Source organism: Nocardiopsis exhalans (assembly GCF_024134545.1).
GTDB lineage: Bacteria > Actinomycetota > Actinomycetes > Streptosporangiales > Streptosporangiaceae > Nocardiopsis > Nocardiopsis exhalans.
In genome coordinates this window covers 647,755-674,049 of record NZ_CP099837.1, presented here as the reverse complement: position 1 = coordinate 674,049, position 26,295 = coordinate 647,755, and the positions used below count along the sequence as shown (strand labels likewise).

28 protein-coding genes are annotated in these 26,295 nt (G+C 69.5%); 20 read left to right on the top strand and 8 right to left on the bottom strand.

Annotated elements, in window-relative coordinates:
- The first annotated feature begins 19 nt into the window (after window positions 1-19).
- Complete coding sequence (locus tag NE857_RS02945; protein WP_254419668.1) at window positions 20-949, top strand: aminoglycoside phosphotransferase family protein; 930 nt, start codon at window positions 20-22, stop codon at window positions 947-949.
- Between the two features lie 32 nt (window positions 950-981).
- Here NE857_RS02945 and NE857_RS02940 read toward each other — a convergent pair whose 3' ends face one another.
- Window positions 982-1,269 carry a hypothetical protein gene (locus tag NE857_RS02940; protein ID WP_184367587.1) on the bottom strand — a complete coding sequence of 96 codons (288 nt, stop codon included), beginning with the start codon at window positions 1,267-1,269 and terminating at the stop codon, window positions 982-984.
- A 243-nt stretch (window positions 1,270-1,512) separates the two neighbouring features.
- Window positions 1,513-1,968 carry an ATP-binding protein gene (locus NE857_RS02935; RefSeq protein ID WP_184367584.1) on the bottom strand — a complete coding sequence of 152 codons (456 nt, stop codon included), beginning with the start codon at window positions 1,966-1,968 and terminating at the stop codon, window positions 1,513-1,515.
- Between the two features lie 273 nt (window positions 1,969-2,241).
- On the opposite strand from NE857_RS02935, the gene NE857_RS02930 reads away from it, so the two are divergent.
- The 3 genes from NE857_RS02930 (at window position 2,242) to NE857_RS02920 (ending at window position 3,638) form a co-directional block, all read left to right on the top strand.
- The gene (locus NE857_RS02930) at window positions 2,242-3,060 is read left to right on the top strand and encodes a helix-turn-helix domain-containing protein (protein WP_184367581.1); all 819 of its coding nucleotides are present in this window, start codon (window positions 2,242-2,244) and stop codon (window positions 3,058-3,060) included.
- A gap of 30 nt (window positions 3,061-3,090) precedes the next feature.
- On the top strand, window positions 3,091-3,279 hold the full coding sequence (locus NE857_RS02925; protein ID WP_184367579.1) for a DUF397 domain-containing protein: 189 nt from the start codon (window positions 3,091-3,093) through the stop codon (window positions 3,277-3,279).
- Between the two features lie 116 nt (window positions 3,280-3,395).
- Window positions 3,396-3,638, top strand: coding sequence for a DUF397 domain-containing protein (locus NE857_RS02920; RefSeq protein ID WP_376769950.1), 243 nt, complete (start codon window positions 3,396-3,398; stop codon window positions 3,636-3,638).
- Window positions 3,639-3,723: 85 nt separating this feature from the next.
- Here the strand turns inward: NE857_RS02920 and NE857_RS02915 are convergent, their stop codons facing one another.
- Window positions 3,724-4,182, bottom strand: coding sequence for a permease-like cell division protein FtsX (locus tag NE857_RS02915; RefSeq protein ID WP_254419667.1), 459 nt, complete (start codon window positions 4,180-4,182; stop codon window positions 3,724-3,726).
- An 87-nt stretch (window positions 4,183-4,269) separates the two neighbouring features.
- Here NE857_RS02915 and NE857_RS02910 point away from each other — a divergent pair, with 87 nt between their 5' ends.
- Both NE857_RS02910 and NE857_RS02905 read left to right on the top strand, forming a co-directional pair.
- Window positions 4,270-4,689, top strand: a complete 420-nt coding sequence (locus tag NE857_RS02910; protein ID WP_184367570.1) for an NUDIX domain-containing protein — start codon at window positions 4,270-4,272, stop codon at window positions 4,687-4,689.
- A 98-nt stretch (window positions 4,690-4,787) separates the two neighbouring features.
- Window positions 4,788-5,084: a DUF4287 domain-containing protein gene (locus NE857_RS02905; protein ID WP_254419666.1), complete on the top strand. Its 297-nt coding sequence runs from the start codon at window positions 4,788-4,790 to the stop codon at window positions 5,082-5,084.
- A gap of 45 nt (window positions 5,085-5,129) precedes the next feature.
- Here the strand turns inward: NE857_RS02905 and NE857_RS02900 are convergent, their stop codons facing one another.
- From NE857_RS02900 to NE857_RS02880, 5 genes are all read right to left on the bottom strand, one after another.
- A complete protein-coding gene (locus NE857_RS02900; protein ID WP_254419665.1) occupies window positions 5,130-6,941 on the bottom strand; it encodes an alkyl/aryl-sulfatase in 1,812 nt (603 codons plus the stop codon).
- Window positions 6,942-7,163: 222 nt separating this feature from the next.
- Window positions 7,164-8,708: a fluoroquinolone export ABC transporter permease subunit gene (locus NE857_RS02895; RefSeq protein WP_254419664.1), complete on the bottom strand. Its 1,545-nt coding sequence runs from the start codon at window positions 8,706-8,708 to the stop codon at window positions 7,164-7,166.
- Window positions 8,705-9,583 carry an ABC transporter ATP-binding protein gene (locus NE857_RS02890; protein ID WP_184367561.1) on the bottom strand — a complete coding sequence of 293 codons (879 nt, stop codon included), beginning with the start codon at window positions 9,581-9,583 and terminating at the stop codon, window positions 8,705-8,707. Before NE857_RS02890 ends, NE857_RS02895 begins: the two co-directional genes overlap by 4 nt.
- A complete protein-coding gene (locus tag NE857_RS02885; RefSeq protein ID WP_184367558.1) occupies window positions 9,576-10,163 on the bottom strand; it encodes a TetR family transcriptional regulator in 588 nt (195 codons plus the stop codon). Before NE857_RS02885 ends, NE857_RS02890 begins: the two co-directional genes overlap by 8 nt.
- 380 nt (window positions 10,164-10,543) lie before the next feature.
- Window positions 10,544-11,422 (bottom strand): alpha/beta fold hydrolase, encoded by an 879-nt coding sequence (locus NE857_RS02880; protein ID WP_184367555.1) that lies wholly within the window; start codon window positions 11,420-11,422, stop codon window positions 10,544-10,546.
- Between the two features lie 600 nt (window positions 11,423-12,022).
- Here NE857_RS02880 and NE857_RS02875 point away from each other — a divergent pair.
- From NE857_RS02875 to NE857_RS02810, 14 genes are all read left to right on the top strand, one after another.
- On the top strand, window positions 12,023-14,908 hold the full coding sequence (locus NE857_RS02875; protein WP_254419663.1) for a DUF4040 family protein: 2,886 nt from the start codon (window positions 12,023-12,025) through the stop codon (window positions 14,906-14,908).
- Window positions 14,905-15,213, top strand: coding sequence for a sodium:proton antiporter (locus NE857_RS02870; protein ID WP_254419662.1), 309 nt, complete (start codon window positions 14,905-14,907; stop codon window positions 15,211-15,213). Before NE857_RS02875 ends, NE857_RS02870 begins: the two co-directional genes overlap by 4 nt.
- Window positions 15,210-16,727 carry a monovalent cation/H+ antiporter subunit D family protein gene (locus NE857_RS02865; protein ID WP_254419661.1) on the top strand — a complete coding sequence of 506 codons (1,518 nt, stop codon included), beginning with the start codon at window positions 15,210-15,212 and terminating at the stop codon, window positions 16,725-16,727. Before NE857_RS02870 ends, NE857_RS02865 begins: the two co-directional genes overlap by 4 nt.
- Window positions 16,724-17,101: a Na+/H+ antiporter subunit E gene (locus NE857_RS02860; protein ID WP_254419660.1), complete on the top strand. Its 378-nt coding sequence runs from the start codon at window positions 16,724-16,726 to the stop codon at window positions 17,099-17,101. Before NE857_RS02865 ends, NE857_RS02860 begins: the two co-directional genes overlap by 4 nt.
- The gene (locus tag NE857_RS02855) at window positions 17,101-17,358 is read left to right on the top strand and encodes an MrpF/PhaF family protein (protein ID WP_254419659.1); all 258 of its coding nucleotides are present in this window, start codon (window positions 17,101-17,103) and stop codon (window positions 17,356-17,358) included. Before NE857_RS02860 ends, NE857_RS02855 begins: the two co-directional genes overlap by 1 nt.
- Window positions 17,355-17,708 (top strand): monovalent cation/H(+) antiporter subunit G, encoded by a 354-nt coding sequence (mnhG, locus tag NE857_RS02850; protein ID WP_254419658.1) that lies wholly within the window; start codon window positions 17,355-17,357, stop codon window positions 17,706-17,708. The genes NE857_RS02855 and mnhG (NE857_RS02850) overlap by 4 nt, the downstream gene beginning before the upstream one ends.
- A 421-nt stretch (window positions 17,709-18,129) precedes the next feature.
- Window positions 18,130-21,054: a DUF4040 family protein gene (locus NE857_RS02845; protein ID WP_254419657.1), complete on the top strand. Its 2,925-nt coding sequence runs from the start codon at window positions 18,130-18,132 to the stop codon at window positions 21,052-21,054.
- A complete protein-coding gene (locus NE857_RS02840; RefSeq protein ID WP_184367531.1) occupies window positions 21,051-21,359 on the top strand; it encodes a sodium:proton antiporter in 309 nt (102 codons plus the stop codon). Before NE857_RS02845 ends, NE857_RS02840 begins: the two co-directional genes overlap by 4 nt.
- On the top strand, window positions 21,356-22,903 hold the full coding sequence (locus NE857_RS02835; protein ID WP_254419656.1) for a monovalent cation/H+ antiporter subunit D family protein: 1,548 nt from the start codon (window positions 21,356-21,358) through the stop codon (window positions 22,901-22,903). The genes NE857_RS02840 and NE857_RS02835 overlap by 4 nt, the downstream gene beginning before the upstream one ends.
- A complete protein-coding gene (locus NE857_RS02830; RefSeq protein ID WP_184367526.1) occupies window positions 22,900-23,301 on the top strand; it encodes a Na+/H+ antiporter subunit E in 402 nt (133 codons plus the stop codon). Before NE857_RS02835 ends, NE857_RS02830 begins: the two co-directional genes overlap by 4 nt.
- A gap of 38 nt (window positions 23,302-23,339) precedes the next feature.
- Window positions 23,340-23,555 (top strand): MrpF/PhaF family protein, encoded by a 216-nt coding sequence (locus NE857_RS02825; protein WP_425572097.1) that lies wholly within the window; start codon window positions 23,340-23,342, stop codon window positions 23,553-23,555.
- Window positions 23,552-23,962: a monovalent cation/H(+) antiporter subunit G gene (gene mnhG, locus NE857_RS02820; protein WP_344011425.1), complete on the top strand. Its 411-nt coding sequence runs from the start codon at window positions 23,552-23,554 to the stop codon at window positions 23,960-23,962. The genes NE857_RS02825 and mnhG (NE857_RS02820) overlap by 4 nt, the downstream gene beginning before the upstream one ends.
- 206 nt (window positions 23,963-24,168) lie before the next feature.
- Window positions 24,169-24,372: a cold-shock protein gene (locus tag NE857_RS02815; RefSeq protein WP_254419654.1), complete on the top strand. Its 204-nt coding sequence runs from the start codon at window positions 24,169-24,171 to the stop codon at window positions 24,370-24,372.
- Between the two features lie 272 nt (window positions 24,373-24,644).
- Window positions 24,645-26,180, top strand: a complete 1,536-nt coding sequence (locus NE857_RS02810; protein ID WP_254419653.1) for a DEAD/DEAH box helicase — start codon at window positions 24,645-24,647, stop codon at window positions 26,178-26,180.
- The last annotated feature ends 115 nt before the right edge of the window (window positions 26,181-26,295 follow it).

Here is a 26,295-nt window from a genome sequence, read left to right as displayed (position 1 = left end):
CTTGCCCGATACTGGGGTGATGCGTACGCCTCCCGCCGAAGTGGCCATCACCCCCGAACTCGTTCGCCAGCTCCTGCGCGAGCAGCACCCCGACCTCGCCGAACTACCCCTGGCCGTGGTCGCCAACGGCTGGGACAACACGATCCTGACCCTGGGCGAGCGGCTGTGCGTGCGGATGCCCCGGCGCGCGGCGGCCGAGCGGCTGGTCGTGAACGAGCAGCGGTGGCTGCCCCAGATCGCCGAACGCGTGGGCGTGCCCGTCTCGGCCCCGCTACGCGTGGGGCGTCCCGGCCCCGACTACCCCTGGCACTGGTCGGTGAACCCGTGGTTCGAGGGCCGCACCGCCGCCGAGGTGCCGGTCGGCGAGCGGTCCGACCTGGTCGGACCGCTCGCCCTCTTCCTGTCCCGGCTGCACGTGCCCGCGCCCGGGGACGCCCCCGAGAACCCGTTCCGGGGCGTCCCCCTGGGCGTACGCGAGTCCAAGCTGCGCGAGCGCGTCGCCGACAGCGGCATCCCCCGCTCGGCGGAACTGCTCGCCCTGTGGGAGAAGCTGGTCGACACCCCCGAATGGACCGGGCCGGCGCTCTGGCTGCACGGCGACCTGCACCCGGCCAACATCCTGGTGAGTACCGAGGCGCGCACCCGCGCCGAGGGCCGCCTGTCCCTGACCGCGGTCCTGGACTTCGGCGACCTGACCTCCGGCGACCCCGCCTCCGACCTCGCCGTCGCCTGGATGACCTTCACCCCGCAGGACCGCGCCCGCCTGCGCGCCGAACTGGACCGGCTGGCGAGCACCGGCGAACACGTGACCGGCCTCGACGACCACACCTGGCAGCGCGCCCGCGCCTGGGCGATCCTCTACGCCGCCCTGCTGGCCGCCAGTGCCGAGGAGTACCCGCTGCTGGGGGCTATGGGAGACCACACCATCACCCAGCTGCTGGACACGTAAGGCGGACGAAGGCGGTAAGAGGAGCGGGTTTGTCACCCCCCGAGCAGGTAGGGGCGGACGAGGGAGTCCGTGGGGTCCTCGTGTTCCGGCCAGAGTTCGATCAGGTCTTCGGGCAGGGTGTGTGGGGTGTCGTGGGCGGTCGTCTCCGGGGCCGGGCGGGGGATCGGTTCCCGGTAGCGGCTCAGTTCGAGGCGGCGGGGTGCCGGGGCAAGCGCCGGACGGGGCCGAGGGAGGGGTTCGGTCCGGGTGGGGGCGCCGATGACCTGGGCGAGGCTCCAGGCCACCGCGGAGGCGAACACCCACCACAGGCGGGAAGTCATCGAAAGTCGGGGCCTGCGGTGACGGCCGCCGGTACAGTTCTGCACAGTTGATCTCCTGTTGTGGCAGGTGGTTGATCAGCCCCGGGGCCGGTGTGGGTAGCACCGCCCCGGGGCGTTCTGCGTTCTTGAGTGCTGGCGCGGACTGGTGAAGGGGTGGGGCGGGGGAATAGGAGCGGGTGTCAATGGCCCGTGTGCGCACGGGCTGCGCTTCCCGCCGTGTCGGCTGGTGCTGGTTGGCGGTGATCAGCTGGCCAGGTCGTACCAGGCCTCGCCCAGGTCCGGTTCCCGGTCCAGCCGCACCATGGCCCGCATCTCCAGCGGCATACCCAGCTCGCCTTCCCACCACCAGTACTCGGCGATCCGGTCCACCAGCCACAGCCCGCGTCCGCCCGGGGTCATCTCACCGGGCTGCCGGTCCACGAGCTGCGGTGTGGAGAAGGGCCCGCCCCACTTGCGGCCCTGGTCGACCACGCTGAGCAGCACGACCTGGTCGCTGAGGAGTTCGAGGCCGACCCACATCCGGCCGTGCTGCTCCCCGGTCGCGGTGTGCTGGACGGCGTTGCTGGCCAGCTCGCTGAAGACCAGCTCGACCCAGAACCCGCGCCCGTTCCGGAGTAGGGCATCGCGCACGGACCACTCGCGCACCCGCGCCACGTCCGTGGTGTTGCCACCGAAGTAGGCCCATCGCGGCGACCACACCCCCACCCCACCCTTAGGCCGCCGAGGCCCCGGTGCCCGACCACCACTCATAACACCCTCCCTGGATCGCTCTCCACCAGATGGCAGCTAGATTTGCTGCCCTCAGCACAAGCATGGACCGCCAAAGCTAAATCTGCAATAGTGCAGAAAGAAGTCATGCTGTTTACGTAGATTGATTGTTGAATCATGCCGAGTGATACGGTTCACGAAGATCAAGGGAGGTCAGACAGGATGGTCGTGCGCCTCAGCCCCACCGCTCGTCAGCGACGCCTCATGGCTGAGCTGACTCGGCTACGCGACAGCTCGGGGCTCTCCAGAGCCCAGGTCGCCGAACGCATCGGGATCACCGACAGCACACTGTGGCGCTACGAGACCGGTATGACCCGCCCCAAACCCGGGGACGTGGCCATCCTGCTCGACGTCTACGGGGTCCACGGGGCAGAGCGCGAAGAGCTCATCGAGATGGCCAAGCACGCGCGTAAGCGCGGCTGGTGGCACCGGCACCGCCAAGCCCTCAAGCCCGGCTTCGACAGCTACATCGGGTTGGAGGCCGCCGCCTCGGTGGTGCGTACCTTCCAGACCAGCGTGGTCCCCGGCATCCTGCAAACCGAGGCCTATGCCAGGGCTGTCATCGAGCAGACAGCCATCTCCTCGGCCCCGGACATGGTGGACGAGAAAGTGCTGGTACGGATGTCCCGCCAGGAACTGATCACCCGTGAGGACGCCCCGCTCCAGGTTGTCGCCATCCTGGACGAGGCGGTCCTGCGCCGACAGGTCGGCGGCCCCGAAACAATGCACGAGCAGCTCCAACGCCTCATAGCCCTGGCTCAACACCCCAATGTGACCATCCGCGTGGTGCCCTTTGCCCACGGAGCCCACCCCGGGCTTGACGGGCAGTTCAACCTCCTCGAATTCCCCGAGCAGGCCGACCCTGATCTGGTCTACCTGGAGCAGGCGGGCAGCGGCCTGGTTCCGGAGGACCCCGAGGAAGTTCGCAGGTATACGCTGATGTTCGGGAGTCTGCTGGGCAGGGCGCTCAAGGCCAACGAAAGCCTCTCCTTCATGCGCGGGCTCCTGTCAGACGACCAGTAAGCCCCCCTCGAACGATGAGGAGGCCCGGAGATGTCCGCGCCGCACACCCCCGCTCACACCTCGTGGCACAAGAGCAGCTACAGCACCAACGGTGGTGATTGCGTCGAGGTGGCCGAGGGCCACAAAGTCCTGATCCGCGACACCCAGCACCGGGAAGACGGACACCTCTCCTTCCGCAGTGCCGAGTGGTTCAGCCTCCTGAGCGCTCTCAAGCTCTGACACGGGCGGGGACCTCGACCCGCTGGTCGGGGAAAGTGACGTCGGGTTCGGCAGGGTCCTCCGCGAAGAAAACCTCTCCGGCCCCGCAGCGAACGATTTGAAGGATGAGGCACAAGGTGACTTTTGACGAGGCCGAGCAGATGGGCTGGCGCAAGTCCAGCTACTCGGGTGGCGGCGGTGGCAACTGTGTTGAGGTTGGCTGGCACAAGAGCAGCTACTCCGGAAGCGCTGGAGGCAACTGCGTGGAGGTCGCGGAAGGACAGAAGGTCCTGGTCCGCGACACCCAGCACAGGGAACACGGCTACCTCTCCTTTCAGGGTGGCGAGTGGTCCAGTCTCCTGAGCACTCTCAAGCGCTGACACGAACGGGCGCCCCGCTCCTCCAGCCGGGGGCGGTCACCCCTTCCTGCTTCCCCTCCTTCGCGGTGCCGGAGCCGCCTGAGGGTCAGCAGCCCTGGGCCGAGCCAGGGAAGGCAACGTCGGGGTCGGCGGGGTCTTCCGTGAAGAAGACCTCCCCGACCCCGCACTGCTCCGAGAGGGCCGAAGCGAGCTCCTCTCGCTGCTCGCTCTCCTGGAGCTCGATGACGTACCGGGACGCGAAGTCGCCCGGCCGCAGGTCTTCGGCCGACTCCCCCTGTCCGGTGAGCTCATCGAAGACCTCCCCCTCGGTGAGGAAGCGGTAGACGACCACCTCGGCGGTCTGGTCCAGCAGCTCCTCGACAGCCTCTCGCTCTTCCTCGGTGGCGGGACCGTTCTCCACGCACACCGGTTCCGTGGACTCTTCCGCGCACATGACGACGGTGAGCTCCTTGCTGTGCTGAACCGGGATCAGGCCGCACCCGGTGGCGGACACCAACAGCAGAGGGGCAGCGGTCAACGCGGTCAGGGTTCGGGGCAGGGGCATCGGTGGAACTCACTTCTGGTCGGGGACTCCCCTGTCGGATGCCCGTACGCCTCCCCGGGTTTCCCTCAAGCGCCTACCGTGAAGCGCATGGACACCGCTCAGCCACGGTCCGCACCCTCGCGCGGTGCCGTCGCCCTCATCGAGAACTCCCGCGGGGAGCTCCTCCTCCACCTGCGCGACGACATCCCGGATATCGCCTGGCCCGGCCGCTGGTCCGCGCTCGGCGGGGGCTGCGACCCGGACGAGAGCCCCAGGGAGACCATCGTCCGCGAACTCGACGAGGAGGCCGGGCTCGCCGTCGACGACCTGGTCGAGCTCTTCGAGGTGCCCGACCCCGGCGGGTCGAGTGACGTCGTCACCGTGTTCGCGGCCACCTGGAACGGCGACGCCCGGGAGCTGCCCCTCACCGAGGGCGTCAAGCTCGACTGGTTCCACCCCGACCGCCTGGGTTCCCTGAGCCTGCCCCTGTTCCTGCGGGAAGCGCTCCGCAGATACCTCGGGGACTGAGCCGGTACACCGGGAACCGAGCCGGGCCCGCTTCCCCGGAAATGTCTCAGGCGGGTGCGAGCATCGGGTTCCGGATTCCTTTCCCAGAGGAGAGCCACATGTCGTTCCAGGCCTACTTGGACACCATCGAGGACAAGACCGGACTGGTGCCGCGCGCGCTGGTCGACCTCGCCAAGGAGAAGGGGTACGACGACCCCTCGGTCAAGGCGGGCACCATCGTCACGTGGCTGGCCGACGACTACGGGCTGGGCCGGGGCCACGCGATGGCGCTGGTCCACGTCATCAAGAAGGGCCCCAAGATCGACGCCAAGCACGTGGGCACCTCCGGCAGCCACCGGGACGCCTCCGATGAGCTCTGGTTGGACGGCAAGGCCACCAACCCGAACAGAGCCTGAACCCGGCGCCGGGGCCCGCGCATTCGGCCTCGGCCCCGGGCCCGGTCAGGGCGTGACGATCGCGAAGTTGGGGTCGGGCTGGTCCAGCACGCCCATGAGCTTGTGGACGGCGCCCAGGTCGCCGCTGTGGTCGAGTCCGGCGGTGTCCCCGTTCGCGAGCAGGCCGAGGAACTGCGGTTTGGTCAGGGTCAGGGTCAGGTCGGCGTCCGGGCCGCCTTCGCTCCCCTGGACCGGCCAGTGCACGAAGGCTCCGTTGGACAGCTGGGAGCGGTAGCTCTCCCCGAGGTCGGTGATGTTCCAGTCGATGGTCAGCGCCGTCCCGGCGGCCTCGGGGCCGTTCACCCGGATGGAGATCGTGTCCAACAGCTGCGTGACGGTGAGCATGGCGGCCAGGCTCGACGAACCGAGCTCCGTCTTCACCACCCCGTCGCGCAGTTCGCTCGCGCCGGTGAGGTAGCAGTTGCGCCAGGTGGCGTTCTCCGCTCCCTCGCCGAGCCGCTGGTAGACCGAGGCGAGCTGCTCCCTGGCGTCGGGGTTCGACGGTTCCGCGAACACGGCGTGCTTGAGCAGCTGGGCGGCGAACCGCAGGTCGCCCTCCTCGGCGTAGGCGCGGGCCTTGGCCAGCACGGCGCCGATCCCGCCGATCGTGTCCACGTACCTCTTCGCGCTCTCCGTGGGCGGGTGCTCCCAGAGCGAGGACGGGTTGCCGTCGTACCAGCCCAGGTAGCGCTGGAAGATCGCCTTCACGTTGTGCGACAGCGAACCGTAGTAGCCCCGGGTGCTCCAGGCCCCCTCCAGCCCTTCCGGCAACCGCAGTTCCTCCGCGATCTCCGGGCCGGTGAGCCCCTGGTTGAGCAGGCGCAGCGTCTGGTCGTGCATGTAGGCGTACAGGTCGCGCTGTTCGGACAGGTAGCCCACGATCTTCTCGCGGCCCCAGGTCGGCCAGTGGTGGGAGGCGAACAGCACGTCCGCGCGGTCGGCGAAGCGCTGGATCGCCTCGTTGAGGTAGCGCGACCAGATCCGGGCGTCGCGCACCACCGCGCCGCGCAGGGTGAGGATGTTGTGCATGTTGTGGGTGGCGTTCTCCGCCATGCACAGGGCCCGGTGGTCGGGCAGCAGGAAGTTCATCTCCGAGGGGGCCTCGGTGCCGGGCGTCATCTGGAAGACGAACCGGACCCCGTCCACGACCTCTTCCTGGCCGGTGCGGCTGATGTCCACTGTCGGCGGTACCAGGCCGGGCGTGCCCGTCGACACGGTCGGCCCCAGCCCCATGCCGACCACCCCGGCGGGGCCGATCCCCAGGTTCGCGCCCGAGTAGTACATGCCCCGCCGCAGCATGGCGGGCCCGGCGTAGACGTTCTCCACCACGGAGTGCTCCAGGAAGCCCTCCGGAGCGAGGATCGGCACGTCGTCCCGCTCCGGGTCGACCACCCCGAGGGCACCGCCGAAGTGATCCAGGTGCGAGTGGGTGTAGAGCAGCCCCGTCACGGGCCGCTCACCGCGGTGCTCCCGGTACAGGGCCAGCCCCGCCGCGGCGGTCTCCGCCGAGATGAGCGGGTCGACGACGATCACCCCGTGCTCGCCCTCGATCAGGGTCATGTTGGACAGGTCCAGCGCCCGGACCTGGTAGATCCCTTCGGCGACCTCGTACAGCCCCTGTTTGGCGCACAGCTGGGACTGGCGCCACAGGCTCGGGTCGACGGAGTCGGGGCGCTCTCCCTCCAGGAAGGAGAAGGCGTCGATGTCCCACACCACGTTGCCCCGGGCGTCGCGGACCACACCGGGGGTCAGTTTGGCGACGAAGCCGCGGTCGGCGTTCTCGAAGTCGGTCCTGTCCTCGTACCTGAGCTCGGTCACGGTCGTCCCTCCAACGGAGCGCACGGGTGCGGTCGGGCCGCCTGGCCCACCCTCCATGGTCTGCGGAGACCGCCCACCGGGGCTCCGCTGCCACACCAAGCCCGCACCAACTTCCGGTACTGATCCCGTACCGGCGATCAGCCGGGACCGGAGCCGCTCACAGCCCGGTGACCGGCGCGGCCCCAGTGAGTGCGGGCGCTCTCCGGGCCTCGCACCGGAACGTCATCCGAGCAGGCGCGACCTCATCCGCCGGATCAGGGCCAGGGCGGCGGCCGCAGCGGTCACGAGCCCGCCGAGCAGGACGGTCCACGGAGGGACCGCGTCGCCCGGATACCCGGGCAGGGCCAGCAGAGACCATGTGGGCGGCAGGACCAGTAGCGGAGACCACCAGAGTCCGGGCAGCACCCAGAGCAGTACCGGGACCAGGACGGACACGGCCGCCACCCCCTTGACCACGACCAGCGCCTCGACCTTGTTGCCCGCGAACGCGGCGGTGGCCAACACCACCAGGGGTGCGAACAGCGCGGCGAGCAGCACGGCGGTGACCAGACCCGGCGACACCTGCGGGCCCAGCCCCGAGACGGGAACGGCGATCGCCAGTCCGACCAGGGCGAGAAGGAGGGCCGTCCCCGTCCGGAACCCGAAATAGGCGGGCAGGGACAGCGGGGAGACGCGCAGCACCAGCAGGACGCGGTCGTCGACGTCCTCCGTCACGCGCAGCGCCACCACGCTGCCGACCATCACCGGCACGTGCAGCAGGACCAGTGCGCCGAACACAGCGCAGGCGTGCGGCGCGGGATCGAAACCGTGGGCGGACCGCAGGTACTCGGCGATCGCCGGATAGGCCCACCGCAGGACCAGTGCCAGGGGCAGGGGCGCCAGGGCCACCGCCAGCAGAAGCGGGTCGCGCCGCCCGCCGACGAGTTCGTACCGGGCCAGGGCCAGGACCGGGTGGACCCGCCGGCCGGGCCCGGCGTAAGGCCCCGAACGCGCCCGGGCGGCGGGCCCCCTGCGGGGGGCGCGACCCGCAGGGGGCCGGCCGCCCCGGCCCGCCCTCTCCTCCCCGGTGACGGTGCTCTGCCGGGCCGCCCACCAGCACAGGGCCGTCGCGGAGACGACCGCGTACACCAGCGCCACCGCCCAGCCGGGCCCCTCCGGTATCCCGTCCCGAGCGGTCAGGCCCCGGCTGATCAGTTCGGCGCCCGCGGTGGTGGGCACGGCCCACAGCAGCGGGCTCTGGACGACACCGGCCAGGTGCAGCAGCGGAACCGCGACGAGCGGGGCGATGACCGGAGCCGTGGCGAGCAGGGCGCCCTGGAGGGTTCGGGTGAGCGCGCCCAGCCCCAGGCAGGCGGCCACCAGCAGGACCGAGGTCAGCGCGACCCCGGCCGTGGCGTGCCCGAGCGCGCCCCACAACCGCCCCTGCGGCGCGGTCACCGCGATCATCGGCAGGGCCATGGCGACGGCGGGCAGGGCCAGCGCCCCCACGCGCACGAGTGCGGCTTCTCCTGGGCTGACGGGGGTGACCGCGCGGGCGGCGTCGGTTCCCTCGACCCGTTCGAACATGAGCAGGGCGACCGCGAACAGCGCCCCGAACCCGGCGGTGTCCAGGAACAGGAGGTAGGGAACCAGGGCCTGGGCGCCCGAGGCGGGTAGCGCCAGCAGCAGTCCGGTCCAGAGCGCGGCGAGGACGGCGGCGATCGCCACGACCCCGTACCGCCACAGCACCTTCGCCTCAAGCGCGAACGCGCCCGCGAGCCGGTTCACAGCCGGACCCTGGTGACCTCGGCGAAGACGTCGTCGAGGGTGGCCTCGCGGGTGTGCAGGGTCGTGACCGCCCCCGAGGCCACGAGGTCGGACAGCTCACCGCCCGCACCCAGGTCCGCGAGGCCGAAGGTGCGTCGGCGGGTGCGGCCACCGGTCACGTACTCGGCCACCACGCCGGGGTGGCCGTAGCGGCGGCGGAAGCCGTCAGGGGTGTCGACGGCGGCGATCCGGCCGTCGACGACGAAGGCCAGCCGGTCGCACAGGTCCTCGGCGGTACGCATGTCGTGGGTGGTGAGGAAGACGGTGGCGCCCCGGTCCGCCTCGGCCCGGACGACCTCGCGCAGCCGCGCCGCGCGTACGGGGTCCTGACCCGAGGTGGGCTCGTCCAGGAAGAGCAGGCGTGGACGGTTGAGCAGGGCCCGGGCCAGGCTCAGGCGCATCCTCATCCCCTTGGAGAAGGTACTCAGCCGCTGGTCCGCGGCCTCCGCCAGGTCGACGCGCTCCAACAGCCCGGCGGGGTCCGCCGCGGGGCCGCGGTAGAGGGAGGCGAACGCCTCCAGGTTCTCCCTCGCGGTGAGGCGGGTGAACTCGGCGGGCAGCTCGAACCCGACACCGATCTGCTCGTAGTAGCCCCTGCCCCATTCCGTGAGCGGTCTGCCGAGCACGCTCACGCTGCCTTCGTAACCGCGCAGCAGCCGGGTCAGGACGCGTTGGACCGTGGACTTGCCGGCCCCGGAGGGGCCGAGGAAGCCGAAGACCTCCCCGGCCGTCACGGTGAAGTCCATCTGACGCACCGCGTCCCCTTCGGCCCCGCGGTAGCGCACGCTCAGGTCCGCCACGGAGATGACTTCGTCTGCGCCGACCGCCTCAGCCATTGCGGGCTCCGGGGTTTTCGAGGGCGTCGAAGGCCTGCTCCATGAGTGCGGGCAGGTCCGTCTCACCGTCCTGTTCGACCCAGACGGTGATGGCGGTGGCGAGCGCGGCGGTGCAGGCGGACGCGACCACGCGGGCGGCCATCGGCGGCGCTGCGGCCGCCTCCGGGTCGCTGAGTCCCCTCTCGAAGGCGCTGCGTGACCCGTCCATGCTCTCCCCCATGCGGGAACGCAGGGCCGGGGTGGTCAGCAGCAGCCGGGACCTCAGCAGCAGGGCCTCCCGCTCACGTGCGTAGACGGCGGGCACAGCGCTCATCACCGCGTCCCGCACGCGACGCAACGCGGGTTTGTCCGGTGGTTCGGCCCGAATCAGCTCTTCGAGCAGGGGGTCGTAGTCGTCCCGCAGGACGACGTCCTCCTTGGTGGGGAAGTACCGGAAGAACGTCATGTGCGAGACGCCCGCCTCGGCCGCGATCCTGGCGACGGTCGTGTCCTCGTACCCGTGTTCGGCGAACAGCCGGAACGCCGCCTCCCGCAGTGCGTTCCGGGTGCGCTCCCGTTTCTGCTCACGCCAGTGCGCCATGACCCTCGAGACGATTGGTGTTAGTTGATAACACGTTAGTCTCTAACACTACGCGCGCGGATCCTTCGTGTACACCGTCTGGGGCCGGTCCGCCTTCGAGCACGGCCGACACCGGCCAGCAGCGCGCAGGCCGGGTGACGGCGCGGGGAAGGAACCGGCGCCGGTTCGGAACCGGAGCGATGGCGGGGTGCGCCGACATGCGGCAGGAACGGGGCACGGCCGCGGGGCCGGGAGCAGCACCCGACGCCTTCCCCGCCTACGCCGCCTTCGTGTTCGCCCTCCCCCTCAGCGCGCGGGCGCCGCGCCGAGGGGGCCCGCGCCTTTGAACCGGGTGGCGGGAGAGAGGTGGGGGGACCCGGGTGCGCCCCTGGACCGGAGCCTCAGGAGTCGGCCCCGCAGACCAGCTCGCGGATCTTGTCCGGGAACTCGTAGGGGGCCAGGTGGCCCGCCCCCTCCAGGACGTGGGTTCCGGTGTTCAGGAAGCGGCGGGCGGGGCCGTGCAGGCGGGCCGGGGAGAAGAACACGTCGTCCGAACCTGTCGCCACGGTGACGTTCTTCTCCTGCCAGGCGAGCAGCGACTCGGTGTCCAGCGGCCCCGGCGCCAGACTGGTACGGCAGTACCTGCCGACCATCGTCATCCAGTGCGCGAACGGGTGGACGGGGTACCGGGAGGAGGGTCCGCTCATGAAGTTCAACAACCGGGTGCTCTTGTCCTCCCGGGGGCCGATCATCCAGGGGAGCGTGACCCGCATCAGTTCGGGGGAGGTAGCCGCCGGGGTCAGCCCGGCGGGGTTGACCAGCACCAGACCCTTGACCAGGGAACACGGCCTACTCGCCAGTGCCACCGCCGCTCCCAGGGAGTGCCCCAGGACGATCGCGGGACGGTCCACGAGCTCGGGCAGCACCTCGTCGAACCAGGCGCCGTAGGCCCGGGCCCGATGACCGCGGGGGCGTTTGCCGCAGCTGAGCCCCGGCTGCCCGGGCAGGTCCACCAGGAGTACGTCCCTCTCCGCCGTCATGTCGGAGGCGGGGGAGGCGCTGAGGGCGCTGTTGAAGTTCGTACCGCTCAGCACGACCACCGGGGCTCCGGAACCGCCCTCGAAGCGGAAGGCGCGGGTCGGGCCGATGGCCGTGGAGATCCGCGGCAGGGCTTCGAGGTCGGTGAACTCGGCCAACCGTTCCTCGCACCAGCCCCGAACCAGCCTCTCGGCGGCCTCGGATCGGTAGACGCGCGCACCTTGGATGGCGGCCTCGGTCATCGAACACCTGGTTTCGGGTAGGAGTCAACCTTCGCCGACCAGTCTTCCCGGCACACCCGCTGAGGACCCTACGCCGCGCGAAACAGTCAATGCTACCGCTGAACACATCCGAGACCAACCTGGCCGCGGAAGGTTATTTTACCTGTTCAGGGGATATGTTGAAGTCCAGCCTCCCACTCCTCGACACGTGAGTGAAATCCCACGAAAAGCGTCTGGAACTGGACATACACTCTCGCATCAACGAACATGGGCGCGGCGTCAAGCGCCATCACAGGTGTGCCGGGAAGACTGGTCGGCGTCCCTGTCTCCCCATGTCCCGGAGTTATGACGCATGACGCCCCAGCACGCCTCACCTCTGCGCGCCCGGCGCAGGTCCCGTTTCGCCGAACGGCCACAGGCACCGGCGCCACACAGTCTTCCACTCGGCACCAACGGCTACACGTCCTCCTGGGGCCACAACGCGCACGGCGAGCTCAGTGCCTGCCCGCCAGGACACGGCTGACGGCCTCCCCTAAACCACCTTCCGCTCCGTCACACCGTGTTCGCCGCCCGGGACACCCCGGCCAGGCACACGGTGTTCAGCCGTGAAAGGACAGTGGCGTGGTGCTACTGCTTCTCCTCATCGTGCTCGCCGTGACCGTCGCGAGTACACCTTTACTGGACAGGTTCCTGGGCCGTAACGCCGGTTGGCCCATCGCCGCGGTGTTCGGTGCCCTGACCATCCTGGTCGCCCTCCAGGCACCCCAGGTCCTGGGCGCCGGTACCCCGCTGGAGTACAGCCAGCCCTGGATGCCCAGGCTCGGGGTCGACCTGCACCTGCGCATGGACGGCCTCGGCTGGTTGTTCACCATGCTGGTCACCGGCATCGGTGCCCTGATCATGGCCTACTCCACCCGGTACTTCCCGTCCGGCCGCAGGCTCGGTTTCTACTTCCTTATGTCGCTCTTCGCGTTCGCGATGGCGGGTCTGGTGCTGGCCGACGACGTCGTGCTGCTCTTCGTGTTCTGGGAGATCACCACGATCGCCTCGTTCTACCTGATCGGCCTTTCGGGGCCCTCGGCGAGCCGTCCGGCGATCCGTACCTTCCTGCTCACGGCCATGGGCGGGCTCGCCCTGCTGGGCGCCGTCGTGCTGCTGGTGGTGCGCACCGGAACGACACAGCTGAGCGTGATCCTGTCGGACACCGCGTGGACGCAGGACACCGCGTTCGTGTCCGTGGTGGCCCTGCTGGTGATCGTGGCGGTGTTCAGCAAGTCCGCTCAGTTCCCCTTCCACTACTGGCTTCCGGACGCCATGGCCGCGAGCACCCCGGTCAGCGCCTACCTGCACGCCGCCGCCATGGTCAAGGCCGGGATCTACCTGGCGATGCGTTTCACCCCGGCGTTCGGCGACCTGTTCCTGTGGAACGTCCTGCTCATCTCGGCGGGTCTGATCACGGCGGTGATGGGCGCGTTCTTCGCTCTCCAGCAGAACGACCTCAAGCGGCTGGCGGCCTTCTCCACGGTCAGCCAGCTCGGTCTCCTGGTGGCGGTGATCGGTGTGGGCACCCCCCAGGCCCTGGTGGCCGCGTCGGTGCACACCGTGGCGCACGCGCTGTTCAAGTCGGCCCTGTTCATGGTGGTCGGCCTGGTCGACATCCAAACGGGAACCAGGGACATCCGGAGGCTGGGCGGCCTTCGGCACCGGATGCCGGTCACCGCGGGCATCGCGACGCTGTCCGCGCTGTCCATGGCGGGCATCCCTCCCCTGCTGGGCTTCATCAGCAAGGAGAGCTTGTTCGAGTCGTTCCTGCACGCGCCCGGCCCGGCCTGGTTCGGTCCGCTCGCGGGCGTGGTCGCGGTCTCGGCTTCCGTGTTCACCTTCGCCTATTCCTTCCGCTTCGTGTACCGCACCTTCTTCGGCACCTCCCGCAGCGAGGAGGGCACGAAGGAGGCGACGGCCGACGAGGCACGGAGCAGCTTCTGGGGTCCGGCGAGCGTCGCCGCTCTCGGCGGCGTGCTGCTCGGACTGACCGTCCCGGTGCTGGACCCGCTGGTGAACGAGGTGGCCGCCAACACCACGCACGTGACCTCGGACGCCTACCTCGTGCTGTGGCACGGCTTCAACGCCGCGCTCGTCATGTCCATGGCGGCGATCGGTCTCGGCGCGCTCGTGGCCTCGCGTTCCCAGGCCGGGGACTCCCTGGCCGGGCGCGACTTCGTCCCGGTCACCGGCGTGGGGGCCTTCGAAGCCCTGTACGACGGAATCATCCGGTGGGGCAAGCGGACCGGTGACCTCACCCGGACGGACTCGCCCGCCTTCCACCTCGGCGCGCCCACCGTCCTCATGGTCGCCCTGGCGGCGGTCGCGGTCATCTTCGGTGTGGACCTGCCGCCGGTCGCGGGGCAGACCTCCATGGGGCTGGACTGGCTGCTCGTCGGCCTGATGGCGGTCGCCGTCCTGGCGGCGGTCATCACCCGCTCCCGGATGGCGGGGCTGGCGCTGGTCGGCGTGGCCGGGTTCACCGTCGCGCTGTGGCTGCTCTTCCTCGGTGCCTTCGACGTCGCGCTGACCCAGTTCCTGGTGGAGATCCTCACCGTGGTCGTCGCGGTCCTGGTGCTGCGCCGACTGCCCAAGAAGTTCCACCCCGTCAAGAACGGGCGCAAGGCGCTGACCGCGGTGATCGCGATCGCCGCCGGGCTGAGCGCCGGTATCGCGGCCTTCGCCCTGTCCGGCCGCCGGGAGCTCTCGCCGGCCGCGGAGTACTTCCTGGAGAACGCTCCCGAGGACACCGGCGGTACCAACGTCGTCAACACCATCCTGGTCGACTACCGGGCGCTGGACACGTTCGGTGAACTCGTCGTACTGGGTGTGGCGGGGATCATCATCATCGCGGTCCTGCACTCCAGCGGGCTGCTGCCCGTGCACGCCTCCCGCCGGGTCACGGTGCCCGCGAGCAACGCGGCCTTCCCCGCCGAGGACAACACCCTGCTCATGCGCACGGTCGGCCGCTACCTGATGCCGATCCTGGTGCTGTGGTCGCTGTACCTGCTGTTCCGCGGGCACGACGAACCCGGCGGCGGCTTCATCGCCGGTCTCGTCGGCGGTTCGGCGTTCGCTCTGCTCTACCTGGCCGCCCCCAGCGACAGCCGGGCGAAGATCAGGCTGGCCTACCCGGCGATCATCGCCGCCGGTGTGCTCATCGCCGCCTTCTCCGGGTTCCTGGGCTACGTGGACGGTTCCTTCCTCAGGCCGCTGCACGCGGAGATCCCGCTGGCCTGGGGCGGCTACTTCCACTTCACCACGGCCTTCGTCTTCGACATCGGCGTCTACCTGGGCGTGGTCGGTGTCCTGCTCACCGCGCTCAACGAACTGGGGCTCGACCGGGGCGCGCCGCGCAACGGCGAGGCCGTGGACAGCGGCGCCGATCCCGAGGACGGGCGCGAACCGGCATCGGACCACGCCCCAGCCGACCTGGACGACTCCACCACAGGAGGTAACCGATGACTCTCGCCATCACGATCGGAATCCTGGTCGCGGGAGGCGTCTACCTGATGCTGCAGCGCGGCATGGTCAGGATCGTCCTCGGGCTGCTCCTGGTGGGGCACGGGGCGAACCTGCTGCTGATGTCCTCGGGGGGCGTCTTCCGGCGGGAGCTGCCACTGCTCCAGTTCGGCTGGGGCCCCCAGACCGCTGACCCCCTTCCCCAGGCCTTCGTCCTGACCGCGATCGTCATCGCCTTCTCGATCGCGATCTACATGCTCACCCTCGCCGCCTCCGGCAGCGACGACGACACCGAGGAGGCCTCATGAACACCGCGTTGCTCCCTCTCTTCGTCGCGGTCCCACTGCTCGCGGCGGGGCTGCTGCTCTTCGTCAGGGGGCCGCTGTGGCTCCGGCGCGCCCTGTTGCTGGGACCGAGCGCGGCCGCGATGCTCGCCGGTTCCTGGCTGATCTGGCTCACCCGTGACGGGACCGTGTTCGCCCACAACGTGGGCCTGTGGCAGGACGGGATCGCGATCCCCTTCGTCGCGGACGTCTTCAGCGCCCTGATGCTGTGGACCACCGCGCTGCTGGCCCTGGTCTGCTCGATGTTCGCGATCGCCACCGGCGATGACCGGCAGACCTACTTCTCACCGCTGGTGCTCGTCCTCACGTCCGGTGTCTCCGGTGCCCTGCTCACCGGTGACATCTTCAACATGTTCGTGTTCATCGAGGTCATGCTTTTGCCCTCGTACGGGCTGCTGGCGATGATGGGTGTCCTGGGGCGGCTGAAGGCCGGTCGTATCTACGTGACCGTGAACCTGCTGACCTCCACGATCTTCCTGGCCGGTGTGGCGCTGGTCTACGCGGCGGCGGGAACCGTCCACCTGGGCGAGCTCGCCGGGGCGGCCAAGGAGTCCCCGATGGTGGCCGTGGGCATGGGGGTCATCATCCTCGCCCTGGCCATCAAGGCAGCCGTGGTGCCCATCCACGGCTGGCTGGCCCGCACCTATCCCTTCACCTCGCCGGCCATCACCGCGCTGTTCTCGGGCCTGCACACCAAGGTGGCGATCTACGCCATCTACCGCCTGTACGCGCTGGTCTTCGACGGCGACGCGAAGTTCCTGTGGATCGGCCTGGTGGCCTTCACCCTCACCATGGCCATCGGTGTCATGGGAGCGGTCGGCGAGGGCACCACCCGTTCCATCCTGGTCTTCCACATGATCAGCCAGATCGGGTACATCCTGCTGGGCGTGGCCCTGTTCACCGAGCTGGGCCTCATGGCGGGCATCTTCTACCTGATCCACCACATGATCGTGAAGGCCTCGCTGTTCCTGTCCACCGGAGCGATCGAGCACACCTACGGAACCGGGGAGCTGGACCGGCTCGGCGGCATCGCCAAGCGAGAACCCCTGCTCGGGCTGATCTTCATGGGCGCGGCCCTGTCCCTGGCCGGGCTGCCGCCCTTCTCCGGGTTCGTCGCCAAGCTCAGCCTGGTGATCGCCGCGGTGGACGACGCGCAGTGGACGGTCGCGGCCGTGATGATCGCGGTCAGCCTCATCACCCTGATGTCCATGCTCAAGATCTGGGGCGGTGTCTTCTGGGGCAAGGAGCCCGAACCGGAGGGCTCCGACCAGGCTCCCGTGACCGCTGCCGGAAACGGGGCCGTGGACACCCTGACCCGGCCCAAGATCAAGATGTCCTTGATCGTCCCGGGCCTGATCCTGACCGCGACCACCCTGTGCATCGGTCTGGGCGCGCACGTTCTCCTGGAGCTGAGCGCGCAGGCCGCCGCGAACCTGTTGGACACCTCCACCTACGTCGAGGCGGTGCTGGGACGATGACCTACCTGACATGGGCACTGCGCGTGCTCCGGTTCCCCTTCTACGCGGCCGGGGAGATCGTGAAGACCTCCTGCCAGGTGATGTGGGACATCCTCACCCCGGGCAGCTCCGCCACCCCGGCCTTCGTCGAGGTTCCGATCCGGGCGAGAAGTGACTTCGAGGTGACCATGCTGGCCAACCTCATCTCGCTGACCCCCGGAACGGTGACGGTCGCCGTGCGCAACGAGCCCTCCACCCTCTGGGTGCACGGCCTGTACGTGCAGGACCGGGAATCCTTCCAGCGGGGCATCCACGCGATGGAGAGCCGCCTGTTGGAGGTCACCCGGCCGACCGGGTCGAAGGAACACGCTCTCGACGAGGTGGGACAGCGCTGATGGAGTTCATCGACATCGGTATCGGCGTGATCGTGCTGGCCATGGCCATCGCCGCGTACCGCATCCTGACCGGCCCGTCGGCCGCCGACCGAGGGGCCGCCTCCGACGTGGTCTTCTTCGGCTTCGTCGGCCTGGTCGCCATGCTGGGCTTTCGCATCGACACCGAACTGGTCGTGGACATCGTCCTGGTGTGCACCCTGATCGGCTTCCTCGCGGCCCTGTCCCTGGCCCGACTGATCACCGGAGGCAAGCGATGAGTGTGCTGTACGTGCTCGGGATCATCAGCATGATCCTCGGGGCCGTGGTGTTCCTGATCGGCTCGATCGGACTGCTGCGGCTGCGTGACTTCTACGCCCGGCTGAGCGGGGTCACCATCGCCGGAGCCCTGGGGACGGGTCTGCTGCTCTTCGGGCTCTTCCTGCACTACCCGTCCGTGGCCAACGCGATCAAGCTCGGCCTGGCCCTGCTCATCCAGCTGGCCACGGCCGCGGTCGGCGGCAACGCCCTCGTCCGCGCCGGATACCTGACCGGGGTCAAGCCGGTCGCGGACACGAAGTTCGACGACCTGGCCGCGACGACCTCGGAAAAGGATTCCCAGGCCGGTTAGTCGTCGTCCGGACCTCCAGCGAGACAGCACGGGCCCCGTCACCGAAAGGTGGCGGGGCCCGTGCGCTTATACGTTTTCACCACCGCCGGGCAATGGTGAAGAGCCTCACCCGCTCTTTACGTTTATGCCGCACCCATCTTTGCAAACTTCGGCCTCCGTTGTCAGGGTCCTTGCCCACAAGTCACAGGACACAGCGGCGACGCGGGCCGGATCGCGGTCGCTCACCGGCTCAGCCCTCCTGGCCGGGGGCCTGAGGGCGACGACAGGACCGAGCACACCGGCACACCACCGCCCCGGACCACAGTCAAAAGCGAACCAAGCAGAAGTAAAAAAAATACAAGCGCCCTGGAATAATGCCGCGTCCATTCCTCTACCGCTGTGTCGGTTAGGGGTTGACCGGAAATTGTGAAATGACTGTGACGTGGTACTTCTGCTACTGCTTCTGGTCCTCGCCGCCGCCGTGTTCGCGACGTTCCCCCTCCACCGGGCCCTGGGGCGCGCCGCCGGTTGGCCGCTCGCGCTCGTGCTGCTGGCGTCGACCGGACTGGTTCTGGCCCAGGCCCCGCAGGTACTCGGAGCCGGCACGCCGATCGAGTTCGCCAAGCCCTGGATGCCCGAGATCGGCGTCGAACTGCGCCTGCGCATGGACGGGGTCGGTTGGCTGTTCACCCTGCTGGTGAACGGCGTCGGTGCGCTCATCCTGGCTTACTCGGCCCGCTACTTCCCGCCCGGGCCGCGGCTGGGCTTCTACGCCCTGATGACCTTCTTCGCGCTCGCGATGACCGGGCTGGTGATGGCCGACGACGTGGTGCTGCTGTTCGTCTTCTGGGAACTGACGACCGTCGCCTCGTTCCTCCTGATCGGCACGTCCGGCCGCTCCGGAAACGCCCCGGCGATCCGCGCCCTCCTGACCACCGTGGTGGGCGGGCTCGCCCTGATGACCGCCGCGATCCTGATGGCCCTGCGCACGGGAACCACACGGCTGAGCACGATCCTGGCCGACCCGGTGTGGGCCGAGGACCCCGCCTTCTCCTCAACGGTGGCGGTACTGGTGATTCTGGCGGCCTTCACCAAGTCGGCCCAGTTCCCCTTCCACTACTGGCTGCCGGACGCCATGGCGGCAAACACCCCGGTCAGCGCCTATCTGCACGCGGCGGCGATGGTCAAGGCCGGGATCTTCCTGCTGATGCGGTTCACCCCGGCCTTCGCCGAACTCCCCCTGTGGAACTACACGCTCATCGCCTTCGGTCTGGTCACCGCGGTGGTCGGCGCGGTGTTCGCGTTCCAGCAGTACGACCTCAAGAAGCTCGCCGCATACTCCACGGTGAGCCAGCTCGGGCTGCTGGTGGCGGTGATCGGGGTGGGCACCGAGGCGGCCCTGGTGGCCGCTGCGGTACACACCCTCGCGCACGCGCTGTTCAAGGCAGCGCTGTTCATGGTGGTCGGGCTGGTGGACCACCAGGCGGGCAGCCGCGACCTGCGCGAGATCCGCCGGTTGGGGATCGCGGGCGGTCTACGGCGCCGGATGCCGGTCACCGCGACCGTGGCGGCGCTGGCCGGACTGTCCATGGCGGGCGTCCCGCCGCTCCTGGGTTTCGTCAGCAAGGAGAACGTCTTCAAGGGCCTACTGGAGGCGCCCGGCCCCGCGTGGGTGGGGCCGGCCGCCGGAACGGTCGCCGTCATCGCCTCCGTCTTCACCTTCGCCTACACCTACCGGTTCGTGCACGGCGCGTTCTGGAGCTCCTCGCCGCGCCCGGACCGGAGCGCAACCTCCGTGTCCGAGGCCGGATACGGCTTCGCGGGCCCGCCCGCCGTCGCCGCCGTTCTCGGCCTGGTGCTGGGCCTCGCCGTCCCCGTCCTGAACCCGATGGCCGAACGGGCCGCCGCCGAAGCCACCGGGGAGGCGGAGGCCGAGGCCGGGCTGGCCCTGTGGCACGGACTGTCCGCTGACCTGTTCATGTCCCTGGCCGCGATCGCCCTGGGCGCACTGCTGGTGTGGTGGACCGCCTCCGGTGAACGGCTGGCCGGTCGCCGGCTCTTCCCCGTGGACGGGGTCATCGTCTTCGAGGCGCTACGCGAGGGGATCATGGCCCTGGGCCGACGCGTGGGCGACCTCACGCGCTCCGACGCTCCTCCGCGGCACCTGGTCGTGCCGATCGTTCTGGTGATCGCGCTGGCCGGGATCATCACCGCGACGGGTCTGGAGGTACCCGAACCGTACGGGGAGACCTCCTCTCCACTGGACTGGCTGCTGATCGCTCTGATCACGGCCTCCGTCATCGGCGCCGTCTACGTCCGGTCCCGCACCGCCGGGCTGGTCCTGGTCGGCTCAGCCGGGCTGACCACCGCGCTGTGGCTCTTCCTGCTCGGCGCGTTCGACGTGGCCTTCGCCCAGATGGTGGTGGAGATCCTCACCGTGGTCATCGCCGCCCTGATCCTGCGCCGGCTGCCCGCGCGGTTCCACCGGATCTCGCTCCGGCGCTACCTCGCCACCGGGGCGATCGCGCTCTTCGCCGGCCTCTCGGCGGCTTTGGGGGTCTTCTACCTGACCGGGCGCCGGGGCCGGTCGGAGGCCTCGCAGTACTTCCTGGAGAACTCCGAGGAGGACACCGGCGGCACCAACGTCGTCAACACCATCCTGGTCGACTACCGGGCCCTGGACACCCTGGGCGAGCTGGTCGTCCTGGGCGTGGCAGGACTGATCGTCATCGCCGTGCTCAACTCCAGCGGTCTGCTGACCGCGCACGGTGACCGCAGACTCGTCGTCAGCCGCTCCAGCGCCGTCTACGACGCGGACGACAACACCCTGGTCATGCGCGCGGTGAGTTACCTGCTGCTGCCGCTGATCGTGTTCTGGTCGCTGTGGCTGTTCCTGCGCGGCCACACCGACGTCGGCGGCGGCTTCGTCGCCGGACTGCTGGGCGGAGCCGCGTTCGCGCTGCTGTACCTGGCGGCGCCCAGCGCCTCGGTGGCCAAGATCAGGCTGGCCTACCCGCGCATCATCGGCGCCGGTGTGGCGATCTCCCTGGCCTCGGGGCTGTTCGGGTACCTGGACGGCTCGTTCCTGCGCCCGCTGCACGGATACGTGACGCTGCCGCTGGTGGGTGAGTACCACCTGACCGCCGCACTCGTGTTCGACGCCGGCGTCTACCTCGCGGTGGTCGGCGTCATCCTCACCGCGCTGAACCAGCTCGGGTTGGAGGAGTCCCTGCCCGGCGATTCCACCGCCGGCACCGTGAGGCCAGTCAGGGATCAGCCGCCCACCGACGACCCCGGGACCCCGCCCGAGGTGGACGCCCAAAGCCCGCTCCGAGAGACACCGGACAAGGAGGGAGGTGCCCGATGACCCTGGCCATCACCGTGGGCGTACTGGTGAGCGGCGCGGTGTTCCTCATGCTGCAGCGCGGCCTGGTACGGATCATCCTCGGCTTCGTACTGCTGGGACAGGCCGCGAACCTGATCCTGATGTCGGCCGGCGGAACCTATCTGCGGGCCCAGCCGCTGCTGGACTACACCCCGGTGGACCAGGCGTCCGATCCGCTGCCGCAGGCCTTCGTGCTGACCGCGATCGTGATCGCCTTCTCGATCACCATCTACATGCTCACCATCGCGACGGCCGGATGCTCCGACGACACGGAGGACCGCTCGTGAACACCTCGCTGAACCTGCCGGAGCCGACCGCCTACCTTCCGCTGCTCATCGTCCTGCCGTTGGCGGTCGCCGCGGCCCTGGTGCTGTTCCGCGTACCGGTCCGCCTGGAGCGCGCACTGCTGCTGGCCCCGGGCGCCCTCATCCTGGTAGCGAGCACCGGGCTGCTGTGGCTGGTCCGCGACGGAACGGTCCTGGCACACAACGTGGCACTGTGGCAGGGGGGAATCGCCATCCCGTTGGTCGTGGACGCCTTCAGCGCGCTGATGCTGTGGGCCACCGCCCTGTTGGTACTGGTCTGCACGGCCTTCGCCATCGCCGTGGGCGATGACCGGGCCGCCTACTTCGGACCGCTGGTGCTGACGCTCTCCGCCGGTGTGGTCGGCGTGCTGATGACCGCGGACGTGTTCAACATGTTCGTGTTCATCGAGGTCATGCTGTTGCCCGCCTACGGGCTGCTCGCCATGCTGGGGTCGCGGGACCGCATCCGGGCCGGACGCGTGTACGTCACCGTGAACCTGCTGACCTCCACCATCTTCCTCGCCGGTGTGGCCCTGGTGTACGGCACGGCCGGCACGGTGAACCTGGCCGCCCTGGCCGGTGCTGCCGCCGAATCCCCGGCGGTGGCCACGGGAACCGGGGTCATCATCCTCGCCCTGAGTGTGAAGGCGGCGGTGGTCCCGGTACACGGCTGGCTGGCCCCTTCCTACACCAACACCTCCGCGGCGGTGACCGCTCTGCTCTCGGGGCTGCACACCAAGGTGGCGATCTACGCCATCTACCGCCTGTACGCCGTGGTCTTCGACGGGGACACGCGCTTCCTGTGGATCGGCGTCGCGGCCTTCTCACTGACGATGCTCATCGGGGTGCTCGGGGCGGTGGGGGAGAACAGCACCCGTTCCATCCTGGTCTTCCACATGGTCAGCCAGATCGGCTACATCCTGCTGGGCGCGGCCCTGTTCACCGAACTGGGCCTGATGGCGGGCATCTTCTACCTGATCCACAACATGTTCGTGAAGACTTCGCTCTTCCTGTCCACCGGGGCGATCGAGCACACCCACGGCACCGGAGCCCTGGACCGGCTCGGCGGCATCGCCAAGCGGGAACCCCTGCTCGGGGCGGTGTTCCTGGCCGCGGCGCTGTCCCTGTCCGGGCTGCCGCCCTTCTCCGGGTTCGTGGCCAAGGTGACGCTGGTGGCGGGCGCTCTGGAGGCCGGGCAGTGGGAAGCCGCAGCCACCGCCGTCGTGGTCAGCGTGTTCACGCTGATGTCCATGATGAAGATCTGGGGCAGCACCTTCTGGGGCGATCCGCCGAAGGAGGAGGGGGGCGACGGCGACACCGGGAACGCGGGAGAGGACGCCGCCGGAGGCGGGGTCGCGATCCAGGACCCGCCCCGGGTCCGGACCGCCCTGCTGCTGCCCGGTCTGGTCCTGGCCCTGCTGACCCTGGCTCTGGGGCTGGGCGCCCAGGTCCTGCTGTCCCTGAGCGCCCAGGCCGCCGGCCACCTGCTGGACCCGTCAACCTATGTCGAGGCGGTGCTGCGATGACTCCGCGAACCTTCCTGGCCTGGATCCTGGGGATGCTCTGGCTCCCCTGCTACGTCCTCTACGACCTCCTGCACGGCTCCGTCAGGGTGTCCAGGGACATTCTGCTGCCGGGCGACACGATCGTCCCGGCCTTCGTCGAGGTACCCCTGCGCTGTCGCAACGACCTGGAGATCAGTCTGATGGCCAACCTGATCTCGCTCTCGCCCGGGTCGCTCACGGTCGCCGCCCGGCACGACCCGGCGACGCTGTGGGTGCACGCGATGTACGCGAAGGACCACAGGTCGGTCCTGCACCAGGTCCACACCCTGGAGGACACCGTGCTGCGCGCCACCCGGCCGGAGGGGGTGCCGCCCCGCCCGGAGGACCTGGAACGCGACGAGAAGGGGGAACGGCGGTGACACTGATCAACCTGGCCCTGGTCCTGGTCGTCGTCTCGATGGTGCTGGGAGTGGTCCGGATCCTGCTCGGCCCCAGCGGCGCGGACCGGGGCGCCGCCACGGATCTGGTCTTTTTCGGGTTCGTGATCCTGGTCGCCCTGTTGGGCGTGCGACTGAGCACGACGCTTCTGGTGGACATCGTCCTGGTCGCGACTCTGGTGGGGCTGTTGGCCGCGATCTCCCTGGCCCGGCTGACCGCGGGAGGAAAACGGTGAACGACGTGATGGAGAGTGCCGGCGACACCGTGATGTTCGTCGGAGCACTGGTGTTCCTGGTGAGCGCCATCGGGATGCTCCGGCTGCCCGACGTGTACTCGCGGTTGAGCGCGTTGACCATCGCGGGCTCGCTCAGCACGGGACTGGTCATCATCGGGCTGTTCCTGCACCAACCGTCGCTGGGCAACGCCCTGAAACTGGGTCTGGCCCTGCTGATCCAACTGGTCACGACGGCGGTGGGCGGGTCGGCGATGGCCCGTGCCGGATACCTGATCGGCGCCCCCAGGAACAAGCACACCCTGTTCGACGACCTGGCAGTGGAGGGGGACCACGGCGGCGGCGACAGCCGGCACCCCGGGTACTCACGGCCCTCCAACGGCGAATCCGGGCCGGAAAACCGCACATAACACGTTTTTCGTCCGGTTCGATACCACGTTTTACGGTGCCATGAGACACACGCTGTTTTCCCGCTGAACCGAAAATCGTGTGCTAGATTCGGAGAAGTTGCAGTCGTGGTACCCGTTGAGTTTCCAACGTTTCGGGTGATCACCGCGGTGACGGGAAAATCGTCATACCGCGGTTTTCTTCATTTCCCCGAACGAAAGGTGCCTCTATGGCTACCGGCACGGTCAAGTGGTTCAACGCTGACAAGGGCTTCGGCTTCATCGAGCAGGACGGCGGCGGCGCCGACGTCTTCGCGCACTTCTCCGCCATCCAGTCGACCGGCTACCGCGAGCTCGCGGAGGGCCAGTCCGTGGAGTTCGATGTCACCCAGGGCGCCAAGGGCCTCCAGGCTGAGAACATCAACGTCATCTAATCGAACACGTCCCCCTGGGCTGACCAAGCCCTGAGGCTGTTCGAGCGGCAGGGGCCCGACCTACTGGTGCTGGGCCCCTGCTTTCTTGTTTCACAGGACCGGATCTCTGGCCGTCGTTCTCCGACAGGCACCGGTTCGTCCGCCACGACCCCGGGTTCTCCGCGTGGGCCGTGGATCTCGAAGTATTTTTCTTCGACGCACACCCGGTACCACACGCTGAAGTCCCGCTGCGGGCTTCCCACCCGGCAAGCGTCGTTGGCGAAAGGTCACCCATGAACCACCCCCGTACCAGCGCGCGCCGCGACCGTCCCTCCGGAAGTTTCGGCGGCGGATCCCGCGGCGGCTCCGGCGGCGGCTACGGCCGTCCCCGCCGTTCCTTCGACGGCCCCCGTCGCTCCGGCGGCGGCTACCAGGGCCGCTCCGGCGGCGGCCGCCCCTCCGGTGGAGAGTTCGCCCTCCCCGTCACGGTCAACCCCGGGCTCGACCCGGTCGACAACTTCCAGGACCTGGACATGCCGGCGCCGCTGAAGGCGACGCTTGCCCGCCAGGGCCTGACCACCCCGTCCACCATCCAGGCGGCCACGCTGCCGAACTCGCTGGCCAAGCGGGACGTCCTGGGCCGTAGCCAGACCGGTTCGGGCAAGACGCTCGCCTTCGGCCTGGCCCTGCTGGCCCGCCTCGACGGCCGCACCGCTGAGCCGCACCGCCCGCTGGCCGTGGTCCTCGCACCCACCCGCGAGCTCGCCCAGCAGGTCACCGACGCCCTCACCCCCTACGCCCGCTCGGTGCGGGTGCGGATGTCGACCGTGGTGGGCGGCATGCCCATCAGCCGCCAGGCCCGCGCGCTGCGCCAGGGCGTGGAGCTGCTCGTGGCCACCCCGGGCCGACTGCGCGACCTCATGGAGCGGGGCGACTGCGTCCTGGACCAGGTCGAGGCCGTCGTGCTCGACGAGGCCGACCAGATGACCGACATGGGCTTCATGCCGCAGGTCACCGCGGTCCTGGAGCAGGTCCCGGCCGACGGTCAGCGCATGCTGTTCTCGGCCACCCTGGACCGGAACGTGGACCAGCTGGTCCGCCGCTTCCTCAACGACCCGGTCGTCCACTCGGTCGACCCGTCCGAGGGCGCGGTCTCCACCATGGAGCACCACGTCCTGCACGTGGCGCACGCGGACAAGATGTCCACCGCCACCCACATCGCGGCGCGTGAGGGCCAGGTCATCATGTTCCTGGACACCAAGCACGCCGTGGACCGGATGGCCCAGCACCTGCTCGACAGCGGCGTCCGGGCGGCCCCGCTGCACGGCGGCCGCTCCCAGCCGCAGCGCACCCGCACCCTCAAGCAGTTCAAGGAGGGCACGGTCACCGCGCTGATCGCCACGAACGTCGCCGCACGCGGCATCCACGTGGACGGTCTGGACCTGGTCGTCAACATCGACCCGCCCACGGACCACAAGGACTACCTGCACCGCGGCGGCCGTACCGCCCGTGCCGGTGAGTCCGGCAACGTGGTCACGCTCGTGACGCCCAACCAGCGCCGCGAGATGACCCGCCTGATGTACCGCGCGCGGATCGAGCCGCAGATCGCCCAGGTGCACCCCGAGGACCCGGAGCTGGCCCGCGTGACCGGCGCCCGCACCCCCTCCGGTGAGCCGGTGACCCTGCCGGCCGAGCCCCGTCGTGAGAACCGCCAGCGCGGCCCGCGCGGCGGCGGCTACGGCGGTTCCCGCAGTGGCGGCGGCTACGGTGGCCCGCGCGGAGGTTCCTCCTCCCGCCCGCGCCGTCCGCGCCGCGCCCCGCAGGTCTAGGGCAGCCAGACACACGAGCCCCGTCACCCCGAGTGGGTGGCGGGGCTCCGTCGTGTCCGGGAGCGGGTCAGGGGCGGCCCCCGTCCCGGGATGATCTTGCTACCAGGAGCGAGTT